The sequence below is a fragment of the Amycolatopsis acidicola genome (genome assembly GCF_007713735.2).
GTDB lineage: Bacteria > Actinomycetota > Actinomycetes > Mycobacteriales > Pseudonocardiaceae > Amycolatopsis_E > Amycolatopsis_E acidicola.
In genome coordinates this window covers 41,999-64,722 of the sequence record NZ_VMNW02000007.1, presented here as the reverse complement: position 1 = coordinate 64,722, position 22,724 = coordinate 41,999, and the positions used below count along the sequence as shown (strand labels likewise).

Sequence of the window (22,724 nt, the reverse complement as noted above, 5' to 3'; positions counted from 1 at the left end):
GTCATGACCACCGAAGCCCACCCCGCCTCCGCGGCGGCCCGGAGCAGGCGCGCACGCGCGACCCGGGCCGGCGCGATCGGCAACTTCATCGAGTTCTACGACTTCACCCTGTACGGGTTCTTCGCCATCACCATCTCGCAGCAGTTCTTTCCGGCGTTCAGCAGCCAGGCCGCGCTGCTGGCCACTTTCGCCGTGTACGGCGGTTCGTTCGTGATGCGGCCGGTCGGCGCGATCGTGTTCGGGCACGTCGCGGATCGCTGGGGGCGCAAGCGGGCGCTGCTGATCGCGGTGGTGCTCATGAGCATTTCGACCGCGGCCATCGGGCTGCTGCCCGGATACGCCGCGATCGGTGTCGGGGCACCGTTGCTGTTGCTGCTGTGCCGTCTGGCGCAGGCGTTTTCCGCCGGTGGCGAGCAGAGCGGGTCCTACGTGCTCGTGATCGAGCATTCGCCGGTGGGCGAACGCGGGCGGAACGGTTCGTGGCTGGTGCTCTCGGTGATGGCCGGGGTGATGGGCGGCGCGTTGCTGTCGCTGCTGATGAGCTCGGTGACCACGAAGGCGCAGATGGACGCCTGGGGCTGGCGGGTGCCCTTCCTGATCGGCATTCCCCTGGGGCTGCTCGGCCTGTACCTGCGGATGAAACTGCAGGAGTCGGAGACCTACCGGGCCGCCGCGGCCGAGGTGGAACGGGCCGGGCGCCGGCACATCCCGCTGGTGCAGGCGTTCCGCACGGTGCGCCGCGAGATGTTCACGCTGTTCGCGTGGATCGGGATCGTGTCGCTGTCCGGGTACATGCTGATCGGGTTCATGGTCACGCTCATGGTGAAGTTCGAGGGCTACACCATGTCCGAGGCACTCCTGGTGATGGCGCTGGCGTTCCTGATCGCGATGCCCGCCGTGCACTACGTGTGCAGGCTGTCGGACCGGTTGTCGCGCAAGGTGTTCGCCGCCGGGCTGGCGCTGGGCCTGGTCATCTGGACCGTGCCCGCGTTCCTGCTGGTCGGGCAGGGCCCGGTGGCCGCGACGCTCGCGATCGCCGTCTACATCGTGTTCGTCTACCCGATGAACCTGGCCGCCGGGTTCGCCGTGGTCGAGCTGTTCCCGGTCGACGTCCGCGCGTCGGCGAGCGCGCTGCCCTACCAGCTGGGGTTCGCGTTGTTCGGTGGCACCGCTTCGCTGGTGGCGACGTGGCTGGTGTCCACATTCGACAGTGTCGCCCCGGCCTACTACGTGGCGGTCGTCGCGCTCGCCGAGGTGTTCGTGGCGTGGAAGCTGCTGCCCGACGCGCGGGAGATGGCGGTGGTGACCGGGGCGGGCGACGAGATCAAGACTCTGCCCGGCCGTCCCGCGGCCGGTGTGCAGCCGGAAGTAGTGCGAGAGGAATCCTGAATGCAGGCGCTGGAACAGCCGGAGATCAAATGGGGCCGCGAGGTCGTGCGCGGGACGGTGCACGGGCGGCCGTCGCTGATGTACAAGGACCGCCCGCACCGGGTGCGGGACCTGCTCATCGGTGCCCGCCGGTGGACCGGGCGCGAGCTGCTGGTGCAAGGGGAGCGGCGGCTGACGTTCGAGCAGCACGAACAAGCGGTCGCCGCGGTGGCGAACCGCCTTGCCGCCTACGGGGTCACCAAGGGCGACCGGGTTCTGCTGCTGGGCTTCAACAGCATCGAGTGGGTAGTGGCGTTCTGGGCCGTGCAGAGCCTCGGCGCCGTGACCGCGCTCGGCAACTCGTGGTGGAGTGACCACGAGGTCGACACGCTGGTCCGCAAGAGCGAGTCGAAGCTGATGATCTCCGACCGTGAGCTGCATTCCGTGCCGCGGGTCTCCTTCGCCGAGCTCCGCTCCATTGTGGACGCGGGCGATCCGGCGGTGCTGCCGGAGGCCGAGGTGTCGGACGAGGACCCCGCGGTCATCATGTTCAGCTCCGGGACCACCGGGACGCCGAAGGGCATCCTGATGTCCCAGCGGACGATCATTGGCAACCTGCACAACCTGCTGGCGATGACCCGGCGGCTGCCCGACGAGCTGCCCGACGACTACGTCGGCACCACGAGCCTGCAGACCGTGCCGCTGTTCCACCTGGCAGGCGTCCAGGTCAGCTGCGCGACCCTGCTGCAGGGCGGGAAGATCGTGATGCTGAACGGGAAGTTCGACCCCGCCGAGGTGCTGCGCCTGATCCAGGAGGAGAAGGTCAAGTCGTGGGGCAGCATCCCGACGATGGTGACCCGCGTGCTCGACTACCCCGGTCTGTCCGAATGGGACACTTCCACGCTGAAGTCCGTGCCGCTCGGGGGTTCCGCGGTGCCGGCGAACCTGCGCGAGCGGATCCGGCAGGCGTTCCCGAACGTCAAAGGGCGGGTGGGCAGCCTCTACGGGCTCACCGAGTCCGGCGGGCTGCTGGCCGCCGGGGCGGGCTCGGAGATCGGCGACCACCCTGGCCGCGTCGGCAAGCCGCTGCCCGTGGTCGAGGTGCGGATCGCGAACCCGGACTCCGAGGGCATCGGCGAGATCATGGGGCGCACGCCCAACGTGCCCGAGGGTTACCTCGGTGAAGGCCCGATCGAGGACGAGGACGGCTGGATCGCCACCGGCGACCTCGGCCGGATCGACGACGAGGGTTACCTCTACGTCACCGGCCGCGTCAAGGAGGTCATCATCCGCGGCGGCGAGAACATCGCGGCCGCGAACGTGGAGAACACGCTGCTGTCGCACCCGGCCGTCGCCGATGCCGGGGTGCTGGGCGTGCCGGACAAGGATCTCGGCGAGATCGTGGGCGCCGTCGTGGTGCCGCACGCCGACGCCGGGCTGCCGGGTATCGAGGAGCTGACCCAGCTGTGCAAGGAGAAGCTGGCGCGGTTCGAGGTGCCGGAGCGATGGTGGATCCGCCGCGAGCAGCTGCCCATGTCCGGGATCGGCAAGATCGCCAAACGTGAGCTGCTTCAGCAGTGGACCGACCGCGGGCTCGAGGACCTCGTCGACGAGAACCGCCCATGACCGGAACCCTGCACGGCGCCCGGGTCGTCGAGATGGGCGGGCAGGGCCCGGCGCCGTTCTGCGCCATGCTGCTCGCCGATCTCGGCGCCGAGGTCGTCCGGGTGGAGCGGCCGGCGCGCGACCCGGAGCGGGCCCGTAAGCTCGACTCCTTCGGCCGCGGACGTCAGTCGATCGCGATCGACGCGAAACAGGGCGAAGGCCGGAAACTGGTCGCGGAGCTGATCGCGGGCGCGGACGTTTTCCTGGAGGGCAACCGGCCCGGCGTCACCGAGCGCCTCGGGCTGGGCCCGGAGGACTGCCTGGCGGTCAATCCGCGCCTGGTCTACGGCCGGATGACCGGCTGGGGCCAGCAGGGCCCGCTGTCGGGCGTCGCCGGGCACGACATCAACTACATCGCGATGGCGGGCGCGCTCGACCCCATCGGCCGGGCGGGGGACGATCCGGTCCCGCCCTTGTCGCTCGTGGGCGATTTCGGTGGCGGAGGCATGCTGCTCGCGCTCGGAGTCTGTGCCGCGCTGGTGGAACGGGCGTCGTCCGGGCGCGGGCAGGTCGTCGACGCGTCCTGTGTGGACGGCGCGTCGCTGCTCATGACCGTGGTGCACCACCTTCGTTCGGTGGGGCGCTGGTCCGGCGAGCGGGGGACGAACCTGTTCGACAGCGGCGCCCCCTTCTACGAGGTGTACCGCACGCGCGACGGCCGCCACGTGTCCGTCGGCGCCATCGAACCGAAGTTCTACGTACAGCTCGTCGCCACGCTCGGCATCCCGGACGGCGACGCCTTCCCGCAGTACGACCGTGACCAGTGGGCAGCAAGGAAGAAAACGTTCGCGGCGGCGTTCGCCGGGCGCACCCGCGACGAATGGTGCGCGGCTTTCGATGGTGTGGAAGCCTGCTTCGCGCCTGTTCTGACACCGGCCGAAGCCGTCGCACACCCCGTGCACACGGCACGTGGCGCTTTCGTCGACGTCGACGGATTCCCCGAGCCCGCACCCGCTCCCCGGTTCGCCCGCACCCCTTCGGAAGCCCGCCGCAGACCGGTTCCCGGTGAGCACACGGACGCGGTACTGGCCGGAATCGGCCGGACGCCGGAAGAGATCGAGACCCTCCGCACCTCGGGAGTGATCGCATGACCAGCCAGACCGTCGAGGAGTTCGAGCGCGAGGCGCGTGCCTTCCTCGCGGAACACCTGCCGCCGCGCCCGCCCACCCGGCGCAAGCTCGAATGGGGCGTCGGTGCGGACACGGGCGTGGACCTGTGGGAGGAGCCCGATTCCGACGAGGAGCGGGCACGGCTCGCCGAGGCGCGCGAGTGGCGGCGCAAGCGGTTCGACGCCGGGTACGGCTGGCTGTCCGGTCCGGAAGACCTGGGCGGGCGCGGGCTGTCCGCCGAGTACGTGCGGGCCTACCGGCGCCTGGAGCGCGAGTTCGACGTGCCCAACGACAGCTACTTCAAGCTCGACCACGTGATCGGGCCGGTGCTGCTGAAGTACGCCACCGAGGAGATCCGTTCCACCGTCCCGCGCGCGTTGCAGCGCGGTGACCTGGTGGCCTGCGAGCTGTTCAGTGAGCCCGACGCCGGATCCGACCTGTTCTCCGCCCGCACGCGCGCGGTCCGCGACGGCGGAAGCTGGCGCATCACGGGGCAGAAGGTGTGGACCTCGGACGCGCACCTGGCCGACATCGGCGTGGTGTTCTGCCGCACCGGGGAAAAACCGGGCAAGGGCGCGTTCTCCGCCTTCGTCCTCGACATGCACCAGCCCGGCGTTCGCGTGGTGCCGCTGACCCAGATGACCGGCGGTGCCGCGTTCAACGAGGTCTACCTCGACGACGCGATCGCCGAGGACAGCCGGCGGCTCGGCGAGGTCGGCCAGGGCTGGGATGTCGTGCGCGAAATCCTCGCCAGGGAACGCGCCGGGATCGGCGGCGGCATGGGCAAATCCGGCTCAGGGATCGCCAATGGCACCCGGTTCGTGGAACTGGTGCGGGCCATGGGCGTGGCCGGCGATCCGCTCGTCCGGCAGGAGCTGGTGAAGGTGCTGACCGGGTTCTGGGCGGCACGCCAGCTCGGGAGCCGGGGAACGGACCGGGTGGCCGCCCCGTTCCTGCGCACGGACCCGGCACCGCTGGTGTCGAAACTCGCGCTGAGCGCGAACCTGCGCGCGGGCGCCGGTTTCGTCAGCCGGGTGCTGGGGCCGAGCCTGATCGCCGACACCGGCGAATGGGGCACCTTCTCGTGGAACTCGTTCCTGCTCGGCGAACCCGGAGTGCACATCTTCGCGGGCACCGACGAGATCGTGCGCAATTCGATCGCCGAAAAATGCCTCGGGATGCCCCGTGACTGACCCGAGGATCGTGCTGGTGCACGGATCCATGGACTCGTCCGCGAGTTTCCGTGCCACCGCGGCACTTCTGGACGGCTGCACGGTGCTCACCTACGACCGCCGCGGGTACGGTTCCGCGCTCTGCGAGGGCACGCCCGACCTGCCGGGGCACGTGGACGATCTGCTGAAAGTGCTCGACGGCACGCCCTCGGTGGTGGCCGGGCACAGCCTCGGCGGGGTCATCGCGCTGGCGGCGGCGGTCCGGGAACCGGGGCTCGTGCGGGCGGCCCTGGTGTACGAGCCGCCGATGCCCTGGCAGCCATGGTGGCCCGGCCCATCCTTGCCGTCGCGACGTGACGCGCCGGACGAGGAAGCTCGCCGCGCGGCGGAAGGGTTCCTGCGCAGGCACCTCGGTGAACGGTGGGACCGGCTTCCGCCGGACCGCCGCGAAGGTTTCCTGCGGTCCGCGCCCGCGTGGGCCGCCGAACTGTGGTCGGCCGCGCACGACCCGGCCCCGTTCGAACCCGGGCAGGTGACCGTCCCGGTCGTCGTGGCCTACGGGACGGCCACCGACGACCGTCACGCACGTTCGGCGAAAGAACTCGCCGAACGCATTCCGGATGCCCGGCTGGAAACGGTCGAGGCAGGTGATCACACCGCGCACCGGCGCCGCCCGGCGGAGTTCGCCGGGCTGGTGCGCCGCGCGGTGGAAAGGAGCGAACATGGGCGCTGACCGGCGTGCCGAAATCAAGATGACCCCGGCCGAGCAGGAGGAGTTCCTCCGCCCGACCGGGAAGATGGCGCTGTCCACCATCGGGCCGGACGGCTACATCCACACCACCGCGCTGTACTACGCGTTCCTGGGCGACGAGGTCGCGTTCCTCGCCAAGCGGAAGGCGCAGAAGGTCGTCAACGTGCGGCGCGATCCCCGGGTGACCGTCATGCGCGAAGAGGGCGAGAAGTACTACGACCTGCGCGGGCTGACGCTCATCGGCGACGGCGAGGTGCGCGACGACCGCGATGCACTGTGGACGGTGGGGGAGTACCTCTACCGCACGCGGCACAGCGGCGCCGACGATTCCCCGGCGGACGTCGAACGGATCGTCGAGCGCAGCATCCACAACCGCGCGGTGATCGTGGTGCACCCCAAGCGCGTCATCAGCTGGGACCACCGGAAGCTGCGGGCCGCCCAGCCCGCCGGAAAGGCGTGACCGGGATGCAGCTCGACGGGAAACGGATCATCGTCACGGGTGGCGCGCAGGGCATGGGCGAGGCCACCGTGCGCGCGTTCGCCCGCGAAGGCGCGCAGGTGTTCTCCTTCGACATCAAGGAAAGCGCGGGCCGGTCGGTCGCCGAGAAGGCAACGGCCGAAGGGCCGGGATCGGCGCGGTTCTCCTTTGTGGACGTTTCCGACCACGCCGAGGTCACCGAAGCCGTCCGCGATGCCGCGTCGGCGATGGGCGGGCTCGACGTCCTGGTCAACATCGCCGGGGTGCAGCGGGCGAAACCCGCCGAGGAGCTGACCCCGGAGGACCTGGACTTCCTTTTCGACATCAACGTGCGCGGCACCGTCTATGCCGGCCAGGCGGCGTTCGAGGTCATGAAAGCGGCGGGCACGGGCGCGATCCTCAACTTCGGCTCCGACGCGGGGCTCAACCCGATCGCCGGGCTCGCCGGATACTCCGCGACGAAGGGGGCGGTGATGGCCTGGACCCGTACGGTCGCCGACGAATGGGGCCGTCAGGGCATCCGCGTGAACTCCGTCGTGCCGGCTATCGCGACCCCGATGACCGACGCCGGCACGAAAGACCGTGGTGACCGCTATTCCCGGGTGCCGCTCGGTGGCTGGCTCGGCGACCCGGAGCGGGATTTCGCGCCCGTCATGGTGTTCCTCGCCGGGGACGGCGCCCGGTTCATCAACGGCCAGATCATCGCCGTCAACGGCGGGCTGGGGATGGTGCGGTGACCGGCCTCAAGCTCGGGTACAAGGCGTCGGTGGAGCAGTTCGGGCCGCGCGACCTCGTGGAGTACGCGGTGCTGGCCGAGGCGGTCGGGCTGGACAGCGTGTGGGTGTCGGACCACTTCCTGCCCTGGCGTGATCAGGGTGGGCACGCGCCGTCCGCGCTGGCGTGGATGCCTGCCGTGGCCGAGCGCACGAAACGGGTGCTCATCGGCACGAGCGTGCTCACGCCCACGTTCCGCTACAACCCGGCGGTGCTCGCGCAGAGTTTCGCCACGATGTCGTTGCTGTCGAACGGCCGGGTGATCCTCGGCGCGGGAACGGGTGAGGCGCTCAACGAGATCGCGGTCTCGGGCCGGGAATGGCCGGAGTTCCGGGAACGGTTCGCGCGGCTGCGAGAGGCCATCAGCCTGATGCGTGAGCTGTGGAGCGGCGAAACCGTTTCGTTCCAAGGCGATTACTACGAACTGGCCCGCGCCAGGATCTACGACCGGCCCGAACAGCCGGTGCCGGTGTACGTGGCCGCGGGCGGGGCGCTGGTGGCCGAATACGCGGGCAAGGCCGGCGACGGGTTCATCTGCACCTCGGGCAAGGGCATGGAGCTGTACAACGACAAGCTCCTGCCCGCCGTCGCCGCGGGCGCGACGGCGGCCGGCCGCGATCCGGCAGGGATCGACAAGACGATCGAGATCAAGCTCTCCTACGACCGGGACCCGGATCGTGCGCTCGCGAACACGCGCTTCTGGGCCCCGCTTTCCCTGACACCCGAACAGAAACACAGCGTGTCCTCGGCGGTGGAGATGGAGCGCCTCGCCGGGGCGCTGCCCCTCGAGCAGGTGGCCCGGCGCTGGATCGTCGCCTCCGCGCCCGCGGAAGTGCTCGCTCAGCTCAAACCGTACTTCGACGCCGGGTTCGGCCACCTCGTCTTCCACGGCCCCGGCCACGATCAGGAACGGTTCCTGACCCAGTTCGCCGAGGACGTCCTGCCCGAACTCCGTACCGTCACGATCTGAATCTGAGGGAGACAACGATGTCCGACTCGACCGCGGCGCCGATCGCGCGCCCGGACAGCCTCTATCTCGACGGCGCCTGGGTCGATCCCGCGTCCGGTGGCCGGATCGAGGTGATCAACCCGGCCACCGAAGAGGTGTTCCTCCGCGTCGCGGAGGCCACCGAACCCGACATCGACCGGGCGGTCGCCGCCGCGCGCACGGCTTTCGATCACGGCCCCTGGCCGCGACTGTCCCCTGGGGAGCGAGCGGGTTATCTCCGTGCCATCGCGGCGAAACTCGACGAGCGGGTGGACGACGTCGCCCGGATCTGGCCGAGCGAGATGGGCAGCACACACGCGGTCGCGCACGCCTTCGCCGGCACGATCGGCGCGGTTTACGGCTACTACGCCGACCTGGCGGAAACCTTCCCCTTCGAAGAGCGCTTCGACAGCCCGCCCGGTGGAGGTGAGCTGGCGCTGATCGTGCGGGAGCCGGTCGGGGTGGTGGGCGCGATCGTGCCGTGGAACGCGCCGATCAACATCATGGCCTACAAGATCGCGCCCGCGCTGCTGGCCGGATGCACGGTCGTGCTGAAATGCTCACCGGAGGCTCCCGGCGCGGGCTACGTGATGGCCGAGATCGCCGAGGAGATCGGCCTCCCACGGGGCGTCCTCAACGTGGTGACCGCCGACCGCGGGCCTTCGGAACGCCTCGTCCGGCATCCCGGTGTGGACAAGATCAGCTTCACCGGTTCGCTCGCCGCCGGGCGCAAGATCGCCGGGATCGCGGCCGAGCGGATCGCCCGCCTCACCCTGGAGCTAGGTGGGAAGTCGGCCGCGGTGGTGCTCGACGACATCGATCTCGGCGCGGCCGCGGAGGCGATCGGCGGCTACGCCTGCTTCCTCACCGGCCAGGTGTGCTCGTCGCTGACCAGGATCATCGTCAGCCGTGACCGGCACGACGAACTCGTGGACGCGCTCGCCGGGGTGTTCGGCAAGGTCCAGCTCGGCGACCCGTTCGACGCGGCCACCGGCATGGGCCCGATCGCGACCCGGCGTCAGCTGGAAAAAGTCGAGCACTACGTGGACCTCGGTGTCTCCGAGGGTGCACGGCTGGCCGCGGGCGGACGCCGCCCGAAGGAACTCGACCGCGGCTGGTTCTACGAGCCGACGGTACTGGCCAATGTGGACAATGGGGCGACCGTGGCCCGCGAGGAGATCTTCGGCCCGGTGCTGAGCGTGATCCCGGCCGAGAACGAGGACCACGCGATCGAACTGGCCAACGACACCATCTTCGGCCTCAACAACTCCGTGTTCACCGACGACGTCGACCGCGCCTACGCGGTGGCGCGGCGCCTGCGGTCGGGCACGGTGGGACACAACGTGTTCCGCAGTGACATGCGGATCGGCTTCGGCGGGTTCAAGCAGTCCGGCCTCGGCCGGGAGGGCGGGGTCGACGGCCTCCGCCCTTACCTGGAGAACAAGACCGTGATCCTGGAAGACCGCCCGTCCCACCTGGAGCCGCGAGCATGAGCAACGCCGACGTGATCACCGAGTTCTTTTCCCTGTACCTCAAGGACAAGGAGCGTTTCTACCGGCTCTGGGTCGACGACGCGCCCCAGGTCGTCACCCCGTACGCGACGGCGGACGTGAAGAACTGCACGGTGACCGTGCACTCCGGCTGGGAGGCGGTGAAAGCCTTCTGGGATCCCATCCATGACGAGATGCACGGCAAGTTCGACTGGTACATCGACGAGATCATCCCCGGCGCCGACCCGGACACGATCGTCACCCGCTCCCACAGCGACATCGACGTCCGCACCGGTCCGTACTGGGGCGGCAAGCACCTTTGCTACGAAGGGCGTTATGTCCAGATCTTCCGCTTCCGTGCCGGGAAGATCGCGTCGTTCGAGGAGTACTTCGACACCGCCCAGCTGAACGCGGTCTACGGAGGTTGAGCGCGATGGAAACCGTCATCACCCCGGCGGAGACGTCGTTCGACCCCGCCAGGACAGCCTTGGTCGTGATCGATATGACCACCTTCGACGCCGACCCCGCGGGCGGGCTCGCCAAGGTGTTCGCCGAGGACGGCGTCGATCTGGAGTACTACTGGAAACGCCTGGCTGGACAGGTGCTGCCCAACTCGGCGCGGCTGCTGGAGAAGTTCCGCACGGCGGGCGCGCGGGTCGTGTTCACCAGGGTCGGCGCGCAGTTCGGTGACTACCGTGACTCGCAGCCGCACATCCGTGACCTGCACGAGCGCTCGGGTTCGTTGCGGGGAACGCGCGAGTTCGAGGTGCTGGACGCGCTGGCGCCGCGGGCGGGCGAGGCGGTCGTGGACAAGGTCGGCTCCTCGGCGTTCGCCACGGGCAACCTGGACATCCTGCTGCGCAACGCCGGCGTGACCGACGTCGTGTTCTGCGGCGTGATCACCAACGCCTGCGTGCTGCTGTCCGCACTGGCGGCCTGGGATCTGGGGTACTCGGTGTCCATTGTGGATGATGCTTGCGGGGCGAACAGCGCGGAGATCCACGGCGCGGCGCTGTCGGTCGCGGGCTGGCTGGGCTGTCATCTGCTCACCGCGGATCAGGTGCTGGCCAAGCTGACCGGCTGAGACCGGCCGAACACTGCACAGCCGCGCCCTTTACTCTACAGTTGAACCTAGTTGCTACATGGATATGTCGCATGATGGAGGATGGTTGACCACCGATTCGACCTCGGCGATTTCGCCGCTGCGGGAGTGGAAACGCGTCGACGCCGTCGTCGGCGGCCCGCTCAGCCCGGCCGAGTCCCTGTTCGGCATCCGGGTCACCGGAGGCGCACCGGGACGGATCACGGGGTCGTGCGACCTGCCAGGGCCCGAGGTCACGGCGGCGGCCACTCCGCTCGGCTACGTCGGCGCCCTGCTGGACCTGTCGGCCGGGCGTTCGGTCCGGACCACGCTCGACCCGGGCTACGGCTGCCGCACGGCGAGCCTGCGCATCGATGCCGCGGGCGAGTTCCCGGGCCCGGGACAGACCGTCGAAGCGCGGGCGGAAACTCTGGAGACGTACAACGGAACGGTGCTGGCCGGCGCCCGGCTGAGCACAACGGACGGCCGGGTGATCGCCCGCTGCACCGGCCGCTTCGCCGTCGTCGCCGAGCAGCCGCAGAACCCCGGCACGCCGGTCACTTCCCCGGAGACCGTGCTCGCGGGCCTGCTCGGCCAGGTCGCCGGAGCGGGGGATCCGCGCGAGATCCGGCTGGAGCTGACGCCCGAGGTGGCCAACCAGTACGGCATCATGCACGGTGGCGTGCAAGCGTTCCTGTCGGGCGCCGTACTGCGGAACCTGATCACGGCCGAAGGCGGCGCGGACTTGACCGTGCTCGATCTGACGGTGCGCTACCACCGCCCGGTGGTGGTAGCGGGGCCGCCCATCGCGCTCAGCTCTGTCGTCGAACGCCGCGGCAGGAGGCTTGCCGTCGCGGGTACGACGGTCGTCGACGCCGCGGGCAAACCATTGTTCACGGCGAGGGCCACGTTCGGCGCGGCGTGATCAACGCCGGTAGGGCACGAACTCCCGGCCGTACCGCTCGCGCGCGATGATGATCTTCTGGATCTGCGCGGTGCCGTCGGCGATCTCGACCGCCATCACGTCGCGCAGCCGCTGTTCGAACGGCAGGTCCCCGGCGTAGCCGTCGTTTCCGTGGAGCAGCAGGCAATCCTTGACATCCTGGCTCGCTATCCGGCGGCCTCCGCGGCCTCGTCGAGGCAAGCTTGCGCGCAGCACCGTTGGGCGAGAGAGGAGCCTCATCGCCGGTTTGACGAGCTGTGCACCCTCGTTGTCGATCCCGCGTTTCCGCTTGTTGCGTGGGATCGTGTGCGGCGTAACAAGGGTGCCCGCACTGCTGGTGTGGATGGCGAGACGGCCCACTGCATCGAAGCCCGGCGCGGAGCCGGGGTGTTTCCCGACGAGTTGCGGTCCATGGTCGAGGAGCGCAGCTTCCTGCCGCGCGCTTCTACCTGGTCAAGACATTTCCTCAAGGCCGGGATCCTGTCTCGGGACCTGATCATGAGAGATACCCGCACTGGCCCGCCGCAAGGGGGTATCCTGTCCCCGCTGCTGGCGAATATCGCCTTGTCCGTGCTGGACGAATACATTGCCAGCATCGTCGGCGATCCTCGATCCACCGTAGTGGAGCGCGCGAGGCGAAAGCGACACGGATTGGCCAACTTCAGGCTGCCGGCGCACTACCTGGAGCTGCTGGAACGCGGCCTCGTCGCCGCCTTGCTGATGTCCCAGCCGCACTCCTGCACCGAGAACCTGGTCACCGACGCACGGAAGCACGCCCCCGAAGCGCGCTGGATCGGGTCATCGACGAGATCGAACGCGCACCCGACCGCGGCTGCACCATGTCCGACCTCGCCCGGATGTCGGGCGTGAGCGTACGCAGCCTCCAGTACGCGTTCCAAGATCGGCACCGGCTCAGCCCTCTGCAATACCTGCGTCAGGTGCGCCTCGATCGCGCTCACGAGGATCTCGGACAAGGCGTGGGCTCCGTCGCCGAGATCGCAGCGTACTGGGGATTCACCAACCCCGGCTGCTTCGCCCGCGCCTACCGCGACCGATTCGGCCGGTTTCCCGCCGCGACCCGCGACGGGGTCCGCGCCACCCGGCCCGGCCATTGAACATGAACTCCCACGGCGACCTCGACCACAGGTCCCGCCCCGGGCGGCGGCGCCGCATGCGCTGGGCAGGGCCGGCCTGAACGGTCACGGCACGCCATCCGGCGTTCAGACGGCTGGGCGTCGACCCGGGTGGACCTTGTCGCTGTCGACGGAGCGGACCTCGGCGTACTGGGGCTCCGTTGGACGCGGCCGGCGCTGCGGCCAGCGTCAGTCGTGGAGATAGCACGACGAGCCCGGGTGCCCGGTCCGTGTGCCCAGCGGACTTGCCATGGTGCTGGGTTTGTGGGTCTTGCGTGGAAGTATCATCAGCCGGAGTACCTGCTGGTGATACCTGCGTTCCCGCCGGCGTACGGCGCGATGCGCCTTGGCGGTTGGATACGGACGAAGCGTGACCCCGTGCCAAGGTCTACATAGGACAAACGAGAACGGGCTCGACTGTGCGGCCCACTGTGCACACCGGCCTCGGCAGGCACGCTCCCACAGTCGCGACGAGATCGTCGGCCTGACCCGCTTTCCTTGATGATCCAGGTCCGGCCGACGAGAACTGAGCTCGGGTCGGTCCACGCGATCAACGAGAGGTGAGCCGCAGTCCATATGTGTGCACCGCGGTCGTCCGGAAGATCTGGTCCTTCTCGTCTTCGGACAGGGCGGCGGCCAGTCGTTTGAAGGCGTTCCAGAGGGTTCCGTAGTGCCCGCTGATCCGGTCGACCGGGAAGTTGCTCTCGAACATCGTCCTGGCTGTCCCGAAGGCCTCGATCGCTTCGGTGAACCAGGGTGCCCAGTGCTCGGCGAGTACGTCCGAACCCGGCGGCCGTTCGTCTTCGTGCCAGTGTTCGCCGCGCAACGGCATCGCGAGCCCGCCGAATTTCAGGTGGACGTTCGGGCGTGCGGCAAGTCGGCGCAGGGCGGTGGCCCAGGCAGGGAACACTTCGGCGTCGCGATAGCCGCCGAGGCCGATCGGGCCGCCGGCGTGGTCGAGCACGATCGTCGTGCCGGGGAAGCGTTGTGCCAGTTGTTCGACGTCTCCGAGCTGGGTGTGGAAGACCCAGGCGTCGAAGGTGAGACCCGCTTCGGCGATGTGCCGGAATCCGCGGGCGAACTCGTCGGAGGCCAGGAGTCCGGCCGGTGGTGTGCGGGCGATGACCTTCACGGCCGGGTCCGGGTCCCAGGTTGCCGACTGCCGGAAGCCGAGGAGCCGGGCGCCGGGGACGGCGCGATGGGCCTCGATCGCTTGCCGGACAGTACTTTCGTCGAGCGCGTCGAGATAGGCGACGTACCCGGCCAGCGGGTCGGCGAGCGGTCCGCGACGGGTGCTTTGCCGTTCGGCCGCGACGAAACGGGCCTCGCCGACCGCGCGCAGGTTGTCGGGCCGGCCGGATTCCTCCCAGCCGCTGGTGCACTCGGCGTACACCGATGCCACGACGTTGTGACCGGAGGCGACGACGTCGTCGGTGAAGGCGTCGAGGAGGTAGCCGAAGTTCTCGCGTGCCCAGAGATGATGGTGCGCGTCGACGATCGGCTGGTCCGGGTCCAACGCTGTTTCCGTTGTCAGGTCGAGCCAGTCGTCCCGCTGGGAAGGGTGGTCGAAGAGCGCGTCGCTCACGAGCGGGCCTGCCGGAGCCGCATCAGGCGCTGGTCGCGTTCGGCGAGCAGCTCCGCCGGCTCGGTGTCGCCGTAGTCGTAGAAACCCGCTCCGGCCATGACTCCCGTGTGTCCGGCCGCCACGAGCGCGTCGAGTGCCGGCGACTTCACGGTTTGGGGCGGCGGGGTGTAGGTGGCGTTGGCCAGGGTGCGCTGCATCAGCTCCAGTCCGGTGTAGTCACATTTCTCGAGGTAGCCGTGCGCCAGCAGCCGTTCGGCCAGGCCGTACCGGATGGAGTCGTCGATCTGCTGTGGGGTCGCGAAACCGTTGTCCAGCAAGAAGAAGACCTCTTGGGCGATGGCGGACTGGATGCGGTTGGCGAGGTAGCCCGGCATGAACTTGCGCAGCAGTACCGGTCGTTTGCCCGCCTGGCGGAGGTAGGCGACGAGCTGGTCCGCGCGCTCGGCGGGGCAGTCCGGGTGCGGGACCACGTCGACCAGGTCGGTCAGGTACGAGGGGTTGTACCAGTGGGCGATCAGGAAGTGGCCGGTGCGACTGGCGGGGACCAGCGGGAAGACGTCAAGGCGCGAGGAATTGCTGGTGAGGACGGCGTCTTCGGGAGCGAGCCGGTCGAGGTCGGCGAACACCGCGCGTTTGACGTCCGGATCTTCGACGACGGTCTCGACGATCAGCGACGCGCCGGCGAGGGCCGTGGCGAGATCCGGCTCGATCGTGATCGAAGCCTGTACGCGCTCGGATTCGGCGGCGTCGAGGAGGCCGCCCGTCACCAGCGTTTCCGCCGCGGAAGCGATGAGCACGCGGGCAGCACTCAGGACCGCGCCCGACACGTCGTACAGGGCCACGCTGGAACCGGCCAGTGTGTGCGAGAGCGCGAGTCCGCGCCCCATCGTGCCGGCGCCGATCACGGCCACCTTGCCGTACATCCATCACTCCTCGCGTCGGGTCGTAGGGCCGAAACCAACCTAGGTCGCGACGGCCGGTGAAGACATGGCCCGGATGCGAGCTGTTCGCCAGCCAACCGGACCGGCCACGGATGTTCACTGTGCGAGCAATATCAGGACAGTGGCATCGGCGTCGCGGGCGCGCGCGAGGCCATGCCGGCCAGCGTCTGCGAGAGGTGGTGCGCTTCGTCGAGCAGGGACTGTCCCAGGCGTTCGAGGCGCCCGTCGCCGGTCCGCGCCTCGACCGCGGTGATGCTCAGCGACCACATCGGCTCGCGCCGGGCGTTGAACACCGCGGCGGCGATCGCCCAGCAGCCGGGCGCTACCAGCCCCGGGATGACCGCGTACCCCTGGGCGCGCGTCTCGGCGATCCGTGTCTCGACCTTGTCCCTGCTGTACATGGCGCCCCACTGCGGGACGAGGTCGACGCTGTCGAGGTACTCCCGCACCTCGCGGTCCGGCAGTTGCGCCAGGATGGCCATCCCCGCGGACGCGACCGCCAGCGGCAGGCGGACGCCATCGTGCATCACGTGTGACCGCAACGGGAAACTGCCTTCCTCGCGCAGCAGGCACACCGTTTCGTCCGCGCGGCGAGCCGAGAGGAACGTGCATTCGCCCGAGCGCCGGGCGATGCTGGTGACGAGTTCCTGGCCGCGGGTGATGGCGCGGTAGTGCTCGGAGGATTCCCGCCCCAGCAGGAACATCTCCGGTCCGATGCTCCACCGGCCGGACTGCCGCTCGCGGTCGAGGAAGCCCTCCTCGTGCAACGCGGTGAGCAGCCGGTGCACGGTGGGCCGCGCGATGTGCGCGAGCCGCGCGATCTCACTCGTCGTGCACCCACCCGGCCCTTGAGCGGCCACGAGCCGCAGCAGGGTCGCCGCGCGGCTGATGACCCGGACACCGTCGTCTTGCATGACACCAACGTAACCCCTGTCGTTCACTAGGTGAACACACAGGGGTCGATGGTTCCGGCCTGCGAGCGAGTCCGGACGAGGGCCGCCCGGGGTGTTGCGGACCTGCGGGCGGGCCACGTTGAGTGACAGCCTGCGACACCGGACGCGGAGTGTCGAACCGTCGAATTGGAGAGCAGCATGTCCCTGGGCCCGGCGCCGCGCCCCCGTCAGCTGGCGAAGCTGAGAATGTCGGTCATCATCGGCACGACGGTGGAGTGGTATGACTACATGCTCTACGGTGCGGCCTCCGCCACCGTGTTCGCGCCGCTGTTCTTCCCCAGCCACAGCGAACAGGCCGGGCTGCTGCTGTCCTTTTCGACCTTCGCCGTCGGTTTCGCGGCGCGCCCGGTCGGCGGCCTGATCTTCGGGCATTTCGGCGACCGCGTCGGCCGCAAGAAGATGCTGATGGTGTCGCTGACCATGATGGGCCTGGCGACGATGCTGATCGGGGCGCTGCCCACGTTCCACGCGATCGGCCTGTGGGCCCCGCTCCTGCTGGTGGTGCTGCGCATGGTGCAGGGCGCCGGAGTCGGCGGGGAATGGGGCGGCGCGGTGCTCACCGCCGTCGAGCACGCTCCGCCGGGACGCCGCGGCCTGTACGGCAGTTTGCCGCACATGGGACTGCCGATCGGCCTGATCCTCTCGACGCTCGGGTTCCTGGCCGTGTCCTCGTTGGGGGACGGGGCTTTCCTGTCGTGGGGCTGGCGTATCCCGTTCCTGATCAGCGGTCTGCTGATCGCGCTGGGCCTGTGGGTCCGCACCTCGATCGAGGAGAGCCCCGAGTTCGCGCGGGCCGAGAAAGCCGGGGAACTCCCGAAGCTCCCGCTCGTCGACGCGCTGCGCCGGTTCCCGAAACAGATCCTGCTGGTCAGCGGTGTCGTCATGGGGACAGGCGTCTACTTCTACGGGGTCAGCACGTTTTCGGTGTCCTACGCCCAGACCAGCGGGGCGTTCAGCCGGGGGCAGATCCTCGCCGCTCTGTTGCTCGGCTCCGCGGCGATGGCGATCGCGGTCCCGCTTGCGGGCAGGTGGGCCGAACGCGGCAGGCAACGGGTCGTCCTGCTCGGGAGCGCGTCGTTGATTCCGTGGGTGTTCGTCCTCTTCGGAGCGGTCAAGAGCGGTTCGATGGCCGCGTTGATCCCGGCTTTCCTCGTGCACGGGGTGCTCTACGCGACCTCCTACGGCGCATTGGCGACGTACATCGCCGAGCGGTTCCCGGCCGAGGTGCGCTTCACGGCCTCGACGCTCACCTATCAGGCGGGGTCGCTGCTCGGTGGTGCGCTCGCCCCGCTCATCGCCACGGCGCTGGTCGGCTGGACCGGCACGATCTGGATCGTCTGCGCGTACTCCGCGGTGTTCTCGGTGCTCGGCACGATCAGCACCTGGGCGCTCGGGCCCGACCCGGCCCGGGCCCCGGCCGCGCCCGCCCTGCAAGAGGAGCCGCTGGCATGACGCCCTACATGACGAGGATGCCGCTGGGGTTCGGGCCGGCGAACGGACCCCGGCACGTCCCGGACCGCCAGTCGGGGGAGAACCGCCGGATCCGGCTCGAAGTCACGGCACGCGTCGACGGGCTGGAGCCGCTCCTCGCCGAGGACATGGCCCTGCCCGCCGATCCGGTGGTCGTGGTCGAGGCCCACTACCTCTCCGATCTGCGCTGGCTGGCCGGACGCGGATACAACATCGTCCGGGTGCGCGTCCCGGTGCTCGTCGGGGGCCGCGCCTTCGACTATCTCCCGGTGCTGTGGGAAAACCTGCCCGATGCGATCATGACGGGCCGCGAGGAGCTCGGATATCCCAAGCTGTATGCCGAGATCCCCGGACACACCCATACCGGCGGAGCGTCGCGCGGGTCGGCGTCCTGGGACGGCTTCACCTTCGTCGACCTCGCCGTGCGCGACCTCGTCGAAACCTCGCCCGGTGAACGAAACCCGCACACCCCGCGGCCGGAAGGCGTGCTCGTGCGCAAGTACATCCCGCGGACCGGCGGAGCCGGCGCCGACGCGGACTACGTGACGATGACCCCCGCCGGCGCCCAGCCGCCGGTGGTGGAACGCGCGTGGACCGGTTCCGGGCGATTCGCCTTCCATAGCGCCACTTTCGCGCAGTTGCCGACGCTTCATCACGTCGTCAACCGCCTTGCCGCGCTCGACGTGCGGGAGTTCGTCGACGCCCGGATCCTGCACACCCGCGGCGACGGCGATCTATCGGCTCAGTGCATTGTGGACGGAGGTCCCGCGTGATGTCCCGAGTCCTCGTGACGGGTGCGGCGTCGGGGATCGGGAAGGCTTGCGTGGAGCGGTTCATCGCCGCGGGCTGCCGGGTCGCGGTCAACTTCCTGCCCGGCGACGAACGTGGCAAGCACTTCGTCGCGTCACTCACTGCCGAAGGCTACGACGTGTTTGGCGCGCCCGGCGACATCTCGGACGAGCCCTCGGTGCTCGCGATGATCGAGTCCGTCGTGGACCGCTTCGGGAAGCTGGACGCGCTCGTCTGCAACGCCGGAACTCCCGGCGTGACGCACGTGATCCCGTCCTCGCGCCTTGACCTGCTCACCGACGACGTGTGGGAAAAAGTGTGGCGCACCAACGTCCTGGGCACGTTCTGGTGCGTCCGTGCCGCGAAGGACCACCTGGCCGACGGCGCCGGGGTCGTCAACACCGCCTCCCTGGCCGGCCTCGACGCGCCGGGCAGCAGCATGGCCTACGCGGCGTCGAAAGCCGCGGTGGTGAACCTGACCAAGAACCTCGCCCGAGCGCTCGGCCCCCACGCGCGCGTCAATGCGGTGGCGCCCGGGTTGGTCACGAGCGATTGGCCGCTGGAAGGCATCGCGGCCCGTGAGGAAGCGACGGCACAGGCGGCGTTGCTCAACCGCGTGTCCGCGCCGGACGACATCGCCGGGGTCATCGAATTCCTCGCCCTGCACGCCACGACCATGACCGGCCAGACCCTGACCGTCGACGGCGGGTTCTCCCTGGCCGATCCCCGGGCCGGAAGCCGTGTGTGATCGCCGGTTTTGCCTCTCCCGCCTCGCAAAGTAGCTGTCGCGGCAGGCTCACGCGGTGCGGCGGCTCCCGGCCGGTGGGTGGTGCGGGGCCAGATGGGGAGTGAGGCTGACGAAGAATTCTCGCAGTTTCTTCGGGGAGAATTCAGGATCATCTGCTTTGCCGGTCGCGCGTACTCCCCGGAGGATGTTCGCGGCGAACTCGGCGGAGACCTCTTCGACGGTGGCGGCTTCGTCGAGCCGGAACCATGTCCATACGTAGTTGCACTGTCCGAAGATCTGCATGGCGGTCAGGGTGACCTGTTCGAATGCGAACGCTCCGGACAGCTGGCCCCGCCGGAGGATCCCGGTCATGATCGAAGTGAACTCGTTGCGCAGCGTGCGCAGATTGGCGACGTCGCCGCCGAAGGGGAATCGCGATTGCTCGCGAAGGAAGGAGATCGTGCCGGGCCGGTCGTCGCGATGCGCGCGGATGATGCAGTACATCATGGCGGCGAGTTGATGTTCGGGGACCTGAACGTGTTCCAGGATCCGGTACATCTCCCGCACGCGGCGGTCCATGTACTGGAGGTGGGCCTCGCACAGGATGAGGTTCTTGGAGGGGAAGTGGTGCACGACCGTGCCTTTGCTGATGCCGAGCGAGGAGGCGAGCATGGACACGCTCGCCTCCTCGAAACCGTGGTCCGCCACGAGTTCGCTGAACCGGTCGATGATCTGCTGGCGTGTTTCCGGTCCGTTGCGGCCGCCCGGCATGGGGTCGCCTCCTCCACAGTGCTGTCGAGACCACGTTACCCAGGGGGTTTCAGCTGGTTCGAAGCGCTCCCGCGGAGATCAGTTCACGGATCTTGAACTTCTGGATCTTCTGTGAAGGCGTGCGCGGCAGTTCGTCCATGAAGAGGACTTTTCGCGGCTTCTTGAACCCGGCGAGCCGGGTGCGACAGTGGTCGATGAGTTCCTCGGCGCTGACCGGTGTGCCATTGGTGACGACGACGGCGCAGACGGCTTCGACGTAGGTGGGGTCCGGGATGCCCACCACAGCGGCGTCCCCGACGGCCGGGTGCTGCAACAGGACGTCTTCCACCTCGGCCGCTGAAATGTTCTCGCCACCGCTGCGGATCATGTCTTTCTTCCGGCCGGCGATGGACAACGTCCCGTCTTCGACCACGCCGAGGTCGCCGGTGTGGCACCAGCCGTCGGTGAAGGTGCGAGCGGTTTCTTCCGGCTGGTTCCAGTAGCCGAGCGAGTTGGCCGGGCTGCGGGTCCAGATCTCCCCGACCGCGCCGGGCGGAACCGGATCGCCGAGTTCGTCGCGCACCGACACCTCGACGAAGGGATAGGCGCGGCCGACGCTCGCCGGCCGGGCGTAGCCCATGCCGGGCGCGCTGCAGGTCGCCATCGGGGTGCCTTCGGTGAGCCCGTACAGCTGGATCAGGTCTGCCCGCGGCAGCCTTACCTTGAGCTTTTCGCAGACCGATGGCGGGAGCGCGTCCCCGCCGGTGAAGATACGTCGCACGCGGGACAGGTCGATCTCGTGAAGCGAGTCGTCGGCGACGAACTGGTTGATCATGACGGGGAAGAGCAGCAGGTCGGTAACACCCTTCGCGGAGGCGATCTCCAGCGTGCGGCGGAGGTCGAAGTTCTTGCTGCGGGCCATCACGCCGTGACCGCCCATGGCGAGGGTGGGCAGCATGTAGTTCTCGAGCCCGCCGATGTGGTAGAGCGGGCCGGTCACCATCATCACCGACTCGGCTTCGTACTTCCACTCGATGATCTGCATGGCGGCCCACCACGCGGTGATGCCGTGCGACCACAGCACGCCCTTCGGGCGGCCTGTGGTGCCCGAGGTGTACATGATCATGGCGCCGTCGTCGCCGGCCGGGAGCGGCCTGTCGAGCTCGCTCGTGGGGTTGTCCTCGAGATCGGACCACGGCAACGCCCAGGCCGGCCGTTCGGTGACACCGCCGCCGAAGGCCAGGTACGAGCGCACCGGGATCCGGGCACGCAGCGTGTCCAGCGGCCGCAGGAGGTCGGTGTCCGCGAGCAGGACGGTGGTTCCGGAATCGTTGAGCACGTAGTCGAGCTCATCACGGGCGAGCCGGAAGTTGAGCCGGACCGCGATGGCACCGATGCGCGTGATCGCGAAGTACGCGATCCAGTATTCGACGCTGTTGTACATGAGAATGCCGACGCGATCGCCGTGCTCCACACCGAGTTCGAGAAGCTTGCGCGCATAGGCGTTGGCGCGTTCCCCGAGCTCTCGGTAGGTGACCGGAGCGGAGTCGCCGAGGCTGAGCGCGGGCCGGTCGGGCTCGAAGCGGGCGAGGTCGCCGTGCATGTGGCGGAGAAAGAACGAGATGTCCACGGTGTTTTCCTCTGTGCGGTGTCGTGGCTTCGGAGCTCGTCGAAGGTCAGTCCGAGGGACCGGGGACCTCGACCCGGACTCGGTAAACACGTCCTTCGCGGACGGCGGTCTCGGCCGGGTGCCAGCTGTTGGAGGTCGAGAGGTACAGGGTGCGCCCGTCGGCACCGCCGAGCGCGCAGTCCACGGCGAGCTCGTCACCCATGTCGATCTCGGCGGTGATCCTCCCGCCCTCGACCACGCGGACGAACTTGTGCTCGACGATGGAGGAGATCCAGATGCCGTGCTCGCGGTCGACGGTGAGACCGTCAGCGGTGCTGTCCGCCCACAGCTTCGCCCATTCGCGCCGGTTGGTGAGCGCGCCGTCCGGTCCGATGTCGAAGGCCGTCAGGCGGTGGCCCCACGTCTCGGCGACGACCAAGGTGCTGGTGCCGGGCAGGATCACGGTGCCGTTCGGAAAGGTGAAACCGTCGGCGCCGAGAGACACTGAGCCATCCGGGGCGATGTGCCACAGCTGCCCTGGCTGGGGGGTGGCCTCGTGGTAGAAGTCGTACCCGAAACCGCCCAGGTAGCCGTGGCCGCCCGGGCTGACGCACAGCTCGTTGGTCGGCCAGCTGGTCAGCGGGGACACGTCGGCCCAGATACTCAACGACCCGTCCGCCGCGGCTTTGTAGACCTTGTTGTCGAGCATCGAGCTGACCACCAGCGCGCCGTCGGCCGTCCAGCCGAGCCCGCTGGGCTGGCCGTCGAGGCAGGTCACTTCGGTCAGTTCGGCGGTATCCGGGTGCACGGCCAGGACCTGCCCGGTGTGCATATCGGAGAAGTACAGGCGTCCCTCGTGCCAACGGCTGCCTTCGGGGAAGCGGAGACCGCTGAGGAAAAGTTCCGGCTTGTCCATGCTTTTCACTCCTTGCTGGTTGTGCACTGTAA

The 22,724-nt window shown here is 69.0% G+C and carries 24 protein-coding genes; 17 read left to right on the top strand and 7 right to left on the bottom strand.

Annotated elements, in window-relative coordinates:
• Nucleotides 1-3: 3 nt before the first annotated feature.
• The 12 genes from FPZ12_RS07435 (at nucleotide 4) to FPZ12_RS07380 (ending at nucleotide 11,801) form a co-directional block, all read left to right on the top strand.
• On the top strand, nucleotides 4-1,389 hold the full coding sequence (locus tag FPZ12_RS07435) for an MFS transporter (protein WP_144747067.1): 1,386 nt from the start codon (nucleotides 4-6) through the stop codon (nucleotides 1,387-1,389).
• Nucleotides 1,390-2,994 (top strand): class I adenylate-forming enzyme family protein, encoded by a 1,605-nt coding sequence (locus FPZ12_RS07430; protein ID WP_144747066.1) that lies wholly within the window; start codon nucleotides 1,390-1,392, stop codon nucleotides 2,992-2,994. It abuts the gene before it with no gap.
• Entirely contained in the window at nucleotides 2,991-4,124 is a 1,134-nt protein-coding gene (locus FPZ12_RS07425; protein WP_144747065.1) for a CaiB/BaiF CoA transferase family protein, read from the top strand. Before FPZ12_RS07430 ends, FPZ12_RS07425 begins: the two co-directional genes overlap by 4 nt.
• Nucleotides 4,121-5,335: an acyl-CoA dehydrogenase family protein gene (locus tag FPZ12_RS07420; protein WP_144747064.1), complete on the top strand. Its 1,215-nt coding sequence runs from the start codon at nucleotides 4,121-4,123 to the stop codon at nucleotides 5,333-5,335. The genes FPZ12_RS07425 and FPZ12_RS07420 overlap by 4 nt, the downstream gene beginning before the upstream one ends.
• Nucleotides 5,328-6,047 carry an alpha/beta fold hydrolase gene (locus FPZ12_RS07415; protein ID WP_144747063.1) on the top strand — a complete coding sequence of 240 codons (720 nt, stop codon included), beginning with the start codon at nucleotides 5,328-5,330 and terminating at the stop codon, nucleotides 6,045-6,047. The genes FPZ12_RS07420 and FPZ12_RS07415 overlap by 8 nt, the downstream gene beginning before the upstream one ends.
• Complete coding sequence (locus FPZ12_RS07410) at nucleotides 6,037-6,525, top strand: pyridoxamine 5'-phosphate oxidase family protein (RefSeq protein WP_166462624.1); 489 nt, start codon at nucleotides 6,037-6,039, stop codon at nucleotides 6,523-6,525. The genes FPZ12_RS07415 and FPZ12_RS07410 overlap by 11 nt, the downstream gene beginning before the upstream one ends.
• A gap of 5 nt (nucleotides 6,526-6,530) precedes the next feature.
• Nucleotides 6,531-7,280 (top strand): SDR family NAD(P)-dependent oxidoreductase, encoded by a 750-nt coding sequence (locus FPZ12_RS07405; protein WP_144747091.1) that lies wholly within the window; start codon nucleotides 6,531-6,533, stop codon nucleotides 7,278-7,280.
• Nucleotides 7,277-8,287, top strand: coding sequence for a glucose-6-phosphate dehydrogenase (coenzyme-F420) (fgd, locus tag FPZ12_RS07400; protein WP_144747061.1), 1,011 nt, complete (start codon nucleotides 7,277-7,279; stop codon nucleotides 8,285-8,287). The genes FPZ12_RS07405 and fgd overlap by 4 nt, the downstream gene beginning before the upstream one ends.
• A gap of 17 nt (nucleotides 8,288-8,304) precedes the next feature.
• Complete coding sequence (locus FPZ12_RS07395) at nucleotides 8,305-9,798, top strand: aldehyde dehydrogenase (protein ID WP_144747060.1); 1,494 nt, start codon at nucleotides 8,305-8,307, stop codon at nucleotides 9,796-9,798.
• Entirely contained in the window at nucleotides 9,795-10,223 is a 429-nt protein-coding gene (locus FPZ12_RS07390) for a nuclear transport factor 2 family protein (RefSeq protein ID WP_144747059.1), read from the top strand. Before FPZ12_RS07395 ends, FPZ12_RS07390 begins: the two co-directional genes overlap by 4 nt.
• Nucleotides 10,224-10,228: 5 nt before the next feature.
• A complete protein-coding gene (locus tag FPZ12_RS07385) occupies nucleotides 10,229-10,879 on the top strand; it encodes a cysteine hydrolase family protein (protein WP_144747058.1) in 651 nt (216 codons plus the stop codon).
• A gap of 85 nt (nucleotides 10,880-10,964) precedes the next feature.
• Nucleotides 10,965-11,801, top strand: coding sequence for a PaaI family thioesterase (locus FPZ12_RS07380; RefSeq protein ID WP_166462623.1), 837 nt, complete (start codon nucleotides 10,965-10,967; stop codon nucleotides 11,799-11,801).
• On the opposite strand, the gene FPZ12_RS07375 is transcribed toward FPZ12_RS07380, so the two are convergent.
• Entirely contained in the window at nucleotides 11,802-12,020 is a 219-nt protein-coding gene (locus tag FPZ12_RS07375; protein ID WP_243769720.1) for an acyl-CoA dehydrogenase family protein, read from the bottom strand.
• Nucleotides 12,021-12,158: 138 nt separating this feature from the next.
• Between FPZ12_RS07375 and FPZ12_RS07370 the strand changes: the two genes are divergently transcribed.
• Nucleotides 12,159-12,689 carry an RNA-dependent RNA polymerase family protein gene (locus tag FPZ12_RS07370; RefSeq protein ID WP_166462615.1) on the top strand — a complete coding sequence of 177 codons (531 nt, stop codon included), beginning with the start codon at nucleotides 12,159-12,161 and terminating at the stop codon, nucleotides 12,687-12,689.
• On the top strand, nucleotides 12,659-12,934 hold the full coding sequence (locus FPZ12_RS07365; protein WP_144747055.1) for a helix-turn-helix domain-containing protein: 276 nt from the start codon (nucleotides 12,659-12,661) through the stop codon (nucleotides 12,932-12,934). Before FPZ12_RS07370 ends, FPZ12_RS07365 begins: the two co-directional genes overlap by 31 nt.
• Before the next feature lie 568 nt (nucleotides 12,935-13,502).
• Here FPZ12_RS07365 and FPZ12_RS07360 read toward each other — a convergent pair.
• From FPZ12_RS07360 to FPZ12_RS07350, 3 genes are all read right to left on the bottom strand, one after another.
• A complete protein-coding gene (locus tag FPZ12_RS07360) occupies nucleotides 13,503-14,537 on the bottom strand; it encodes an amidohydrolase family protein (RefSeq protein WP_144747054.1) in 1,035 nt (344 codons plus the stop codon).
• Nucleotides 14,534-15,460 carry a 3-hydroxyacyl-CoA dehydrogenase family protein gene (locus FPZ12_RS07355; protein ID WP_144747053.1) on the bottom strand — a complete coding sequence of 309 codons (927 nt, stop codon included), beginning with the start codon at nucleotides 15,458-15,460 and terminating at the stop codon, nucleotides 14,534-14,536. Before FPZ12_RS07355 ends, FPZ12_RS07360 begins: the two co-directional genes overlap by 4 nt.
• A 131-nt stretch (nucleotides 15,461-15,591) precedes the next feature.
• Complete coding sequence (locus FPZ12_RS07350) at nucleotides 15,592-16,392, bottom strand: IclR family transcriptional regulator (protein WP_144747052.1); 801 nt, start codon at nucleotides 16,390-16,392, stop codon at nucleotides 15,592-15,594.
• Nucleotides 16,393-16,569: 177 nt separating this feature from the next.
• Between FPZ12_RS07350 and FPZ12_RS07345 the strand changes: the two genes are divergently transcribed.
• The 3 genes from FPZ12_RS07345 to FPZ12_RS07335 are packed head-to-tail and all read left to right on the top strand — an operon-like array spanning nucleotide 16,570 to nucleotide 19,438.
• Nucleotides 16,570-17,883, top strand: coding sequence for an MFS transporter (locus tag FPZ12_RS07345; protein WP_144747051.1), 1,314 nt, complete (start codon nucleotides 16,570-16,572; stop codon nucleotides 17,881-17,883).
• A complete protein-coding gene (locus FPZ12_RS07340) occupies nucleotides 17,880-18,674 on the top strand; it encodes an acetoacetate decarboxylase family protein (RefSeq protein ID WP_144747050.1) in 795 nt (264 codons plus the stop codon). The genes FPZ12_RS07345 and FPZ12_RS07340 overlap by 4 nt, the downstream gene beginning before the upstream one ends.
• Nucleotides 18,674-19,438 carry an SDR family NAD(P)-dependent oxidoreductase gene (locus FPZ12_RS07335; RefSeq protein WP_144747049.1) on the top strand — a complete coding sequence of 255 codons (765 nt, stop codon included), beginning with the start codon at nucleotides 18,674-18,676 and terminating at the stop codon, nucleotides 19,436-19,438. The genes FPZ12_RS07340 and FPZ12_RS07335 overlap by 1 nt, the downstream gene beginning before the upstream one ends.
• Before the next feature lie 48 nt (nucleotides 19,439-19,486).
• Here the strand turns inward: FPZ12_RS07335 and FPZ12_RS07330 are convergent, their stop codons facing one another.
• Genes FPZ12_RS07330 through FPZ12_RS07320 form a run of 3 tightly spaced genes read right to left on the bottom strand, consistent with a single transcriptional unit; the run spans nucleotide 19,487 to nucleotide 22,692 of the window.
• Nucleotides 19,487-20,188: a TetR/AcrR family transcriptional regulator gene (locus FPZ12_RS07330; protein ID WP_144747048.1), complete on the bottom strand. Its 702-nt coding sequence runs from the start codon at nucleotides 20,186-20,188 to the stop codon at nucleotides 19,487-19,489.
• Between the two features lie 49 nt (nucleotides 20,189-20,237).
• Nucleotides 20,238-21,797: a class I adenylate-forming enzyme family protein gene (locus FPZ12_RS07325; protein WP_144747047.1), complete on the bottom strand. Its 1,560-nt coding sequence runs from the start codon at nucleotides 21,795-21,797 to the stop codon at nucleotides 20,238-20,240.
• Nucleotides 21,798-21,843: 46 nt separating this feature from the next.
• Nucleotides 21,844-22,692 carry an SMP-30/gluconolactonase/LRE family protein gene (locus FPZ12_RS07320; protein ID WP_144747046.1) on the bottom strand — a complete coding sequence of 283 codons (849 nt, stop codon included), beginning with the start codon at nucleotides 22,690-22,692 and terminating at the stop codon, nucleotides 21,844-21,846.
• Nucleotides 22,693-22,724: the final 32 nt, after the last annotated feature.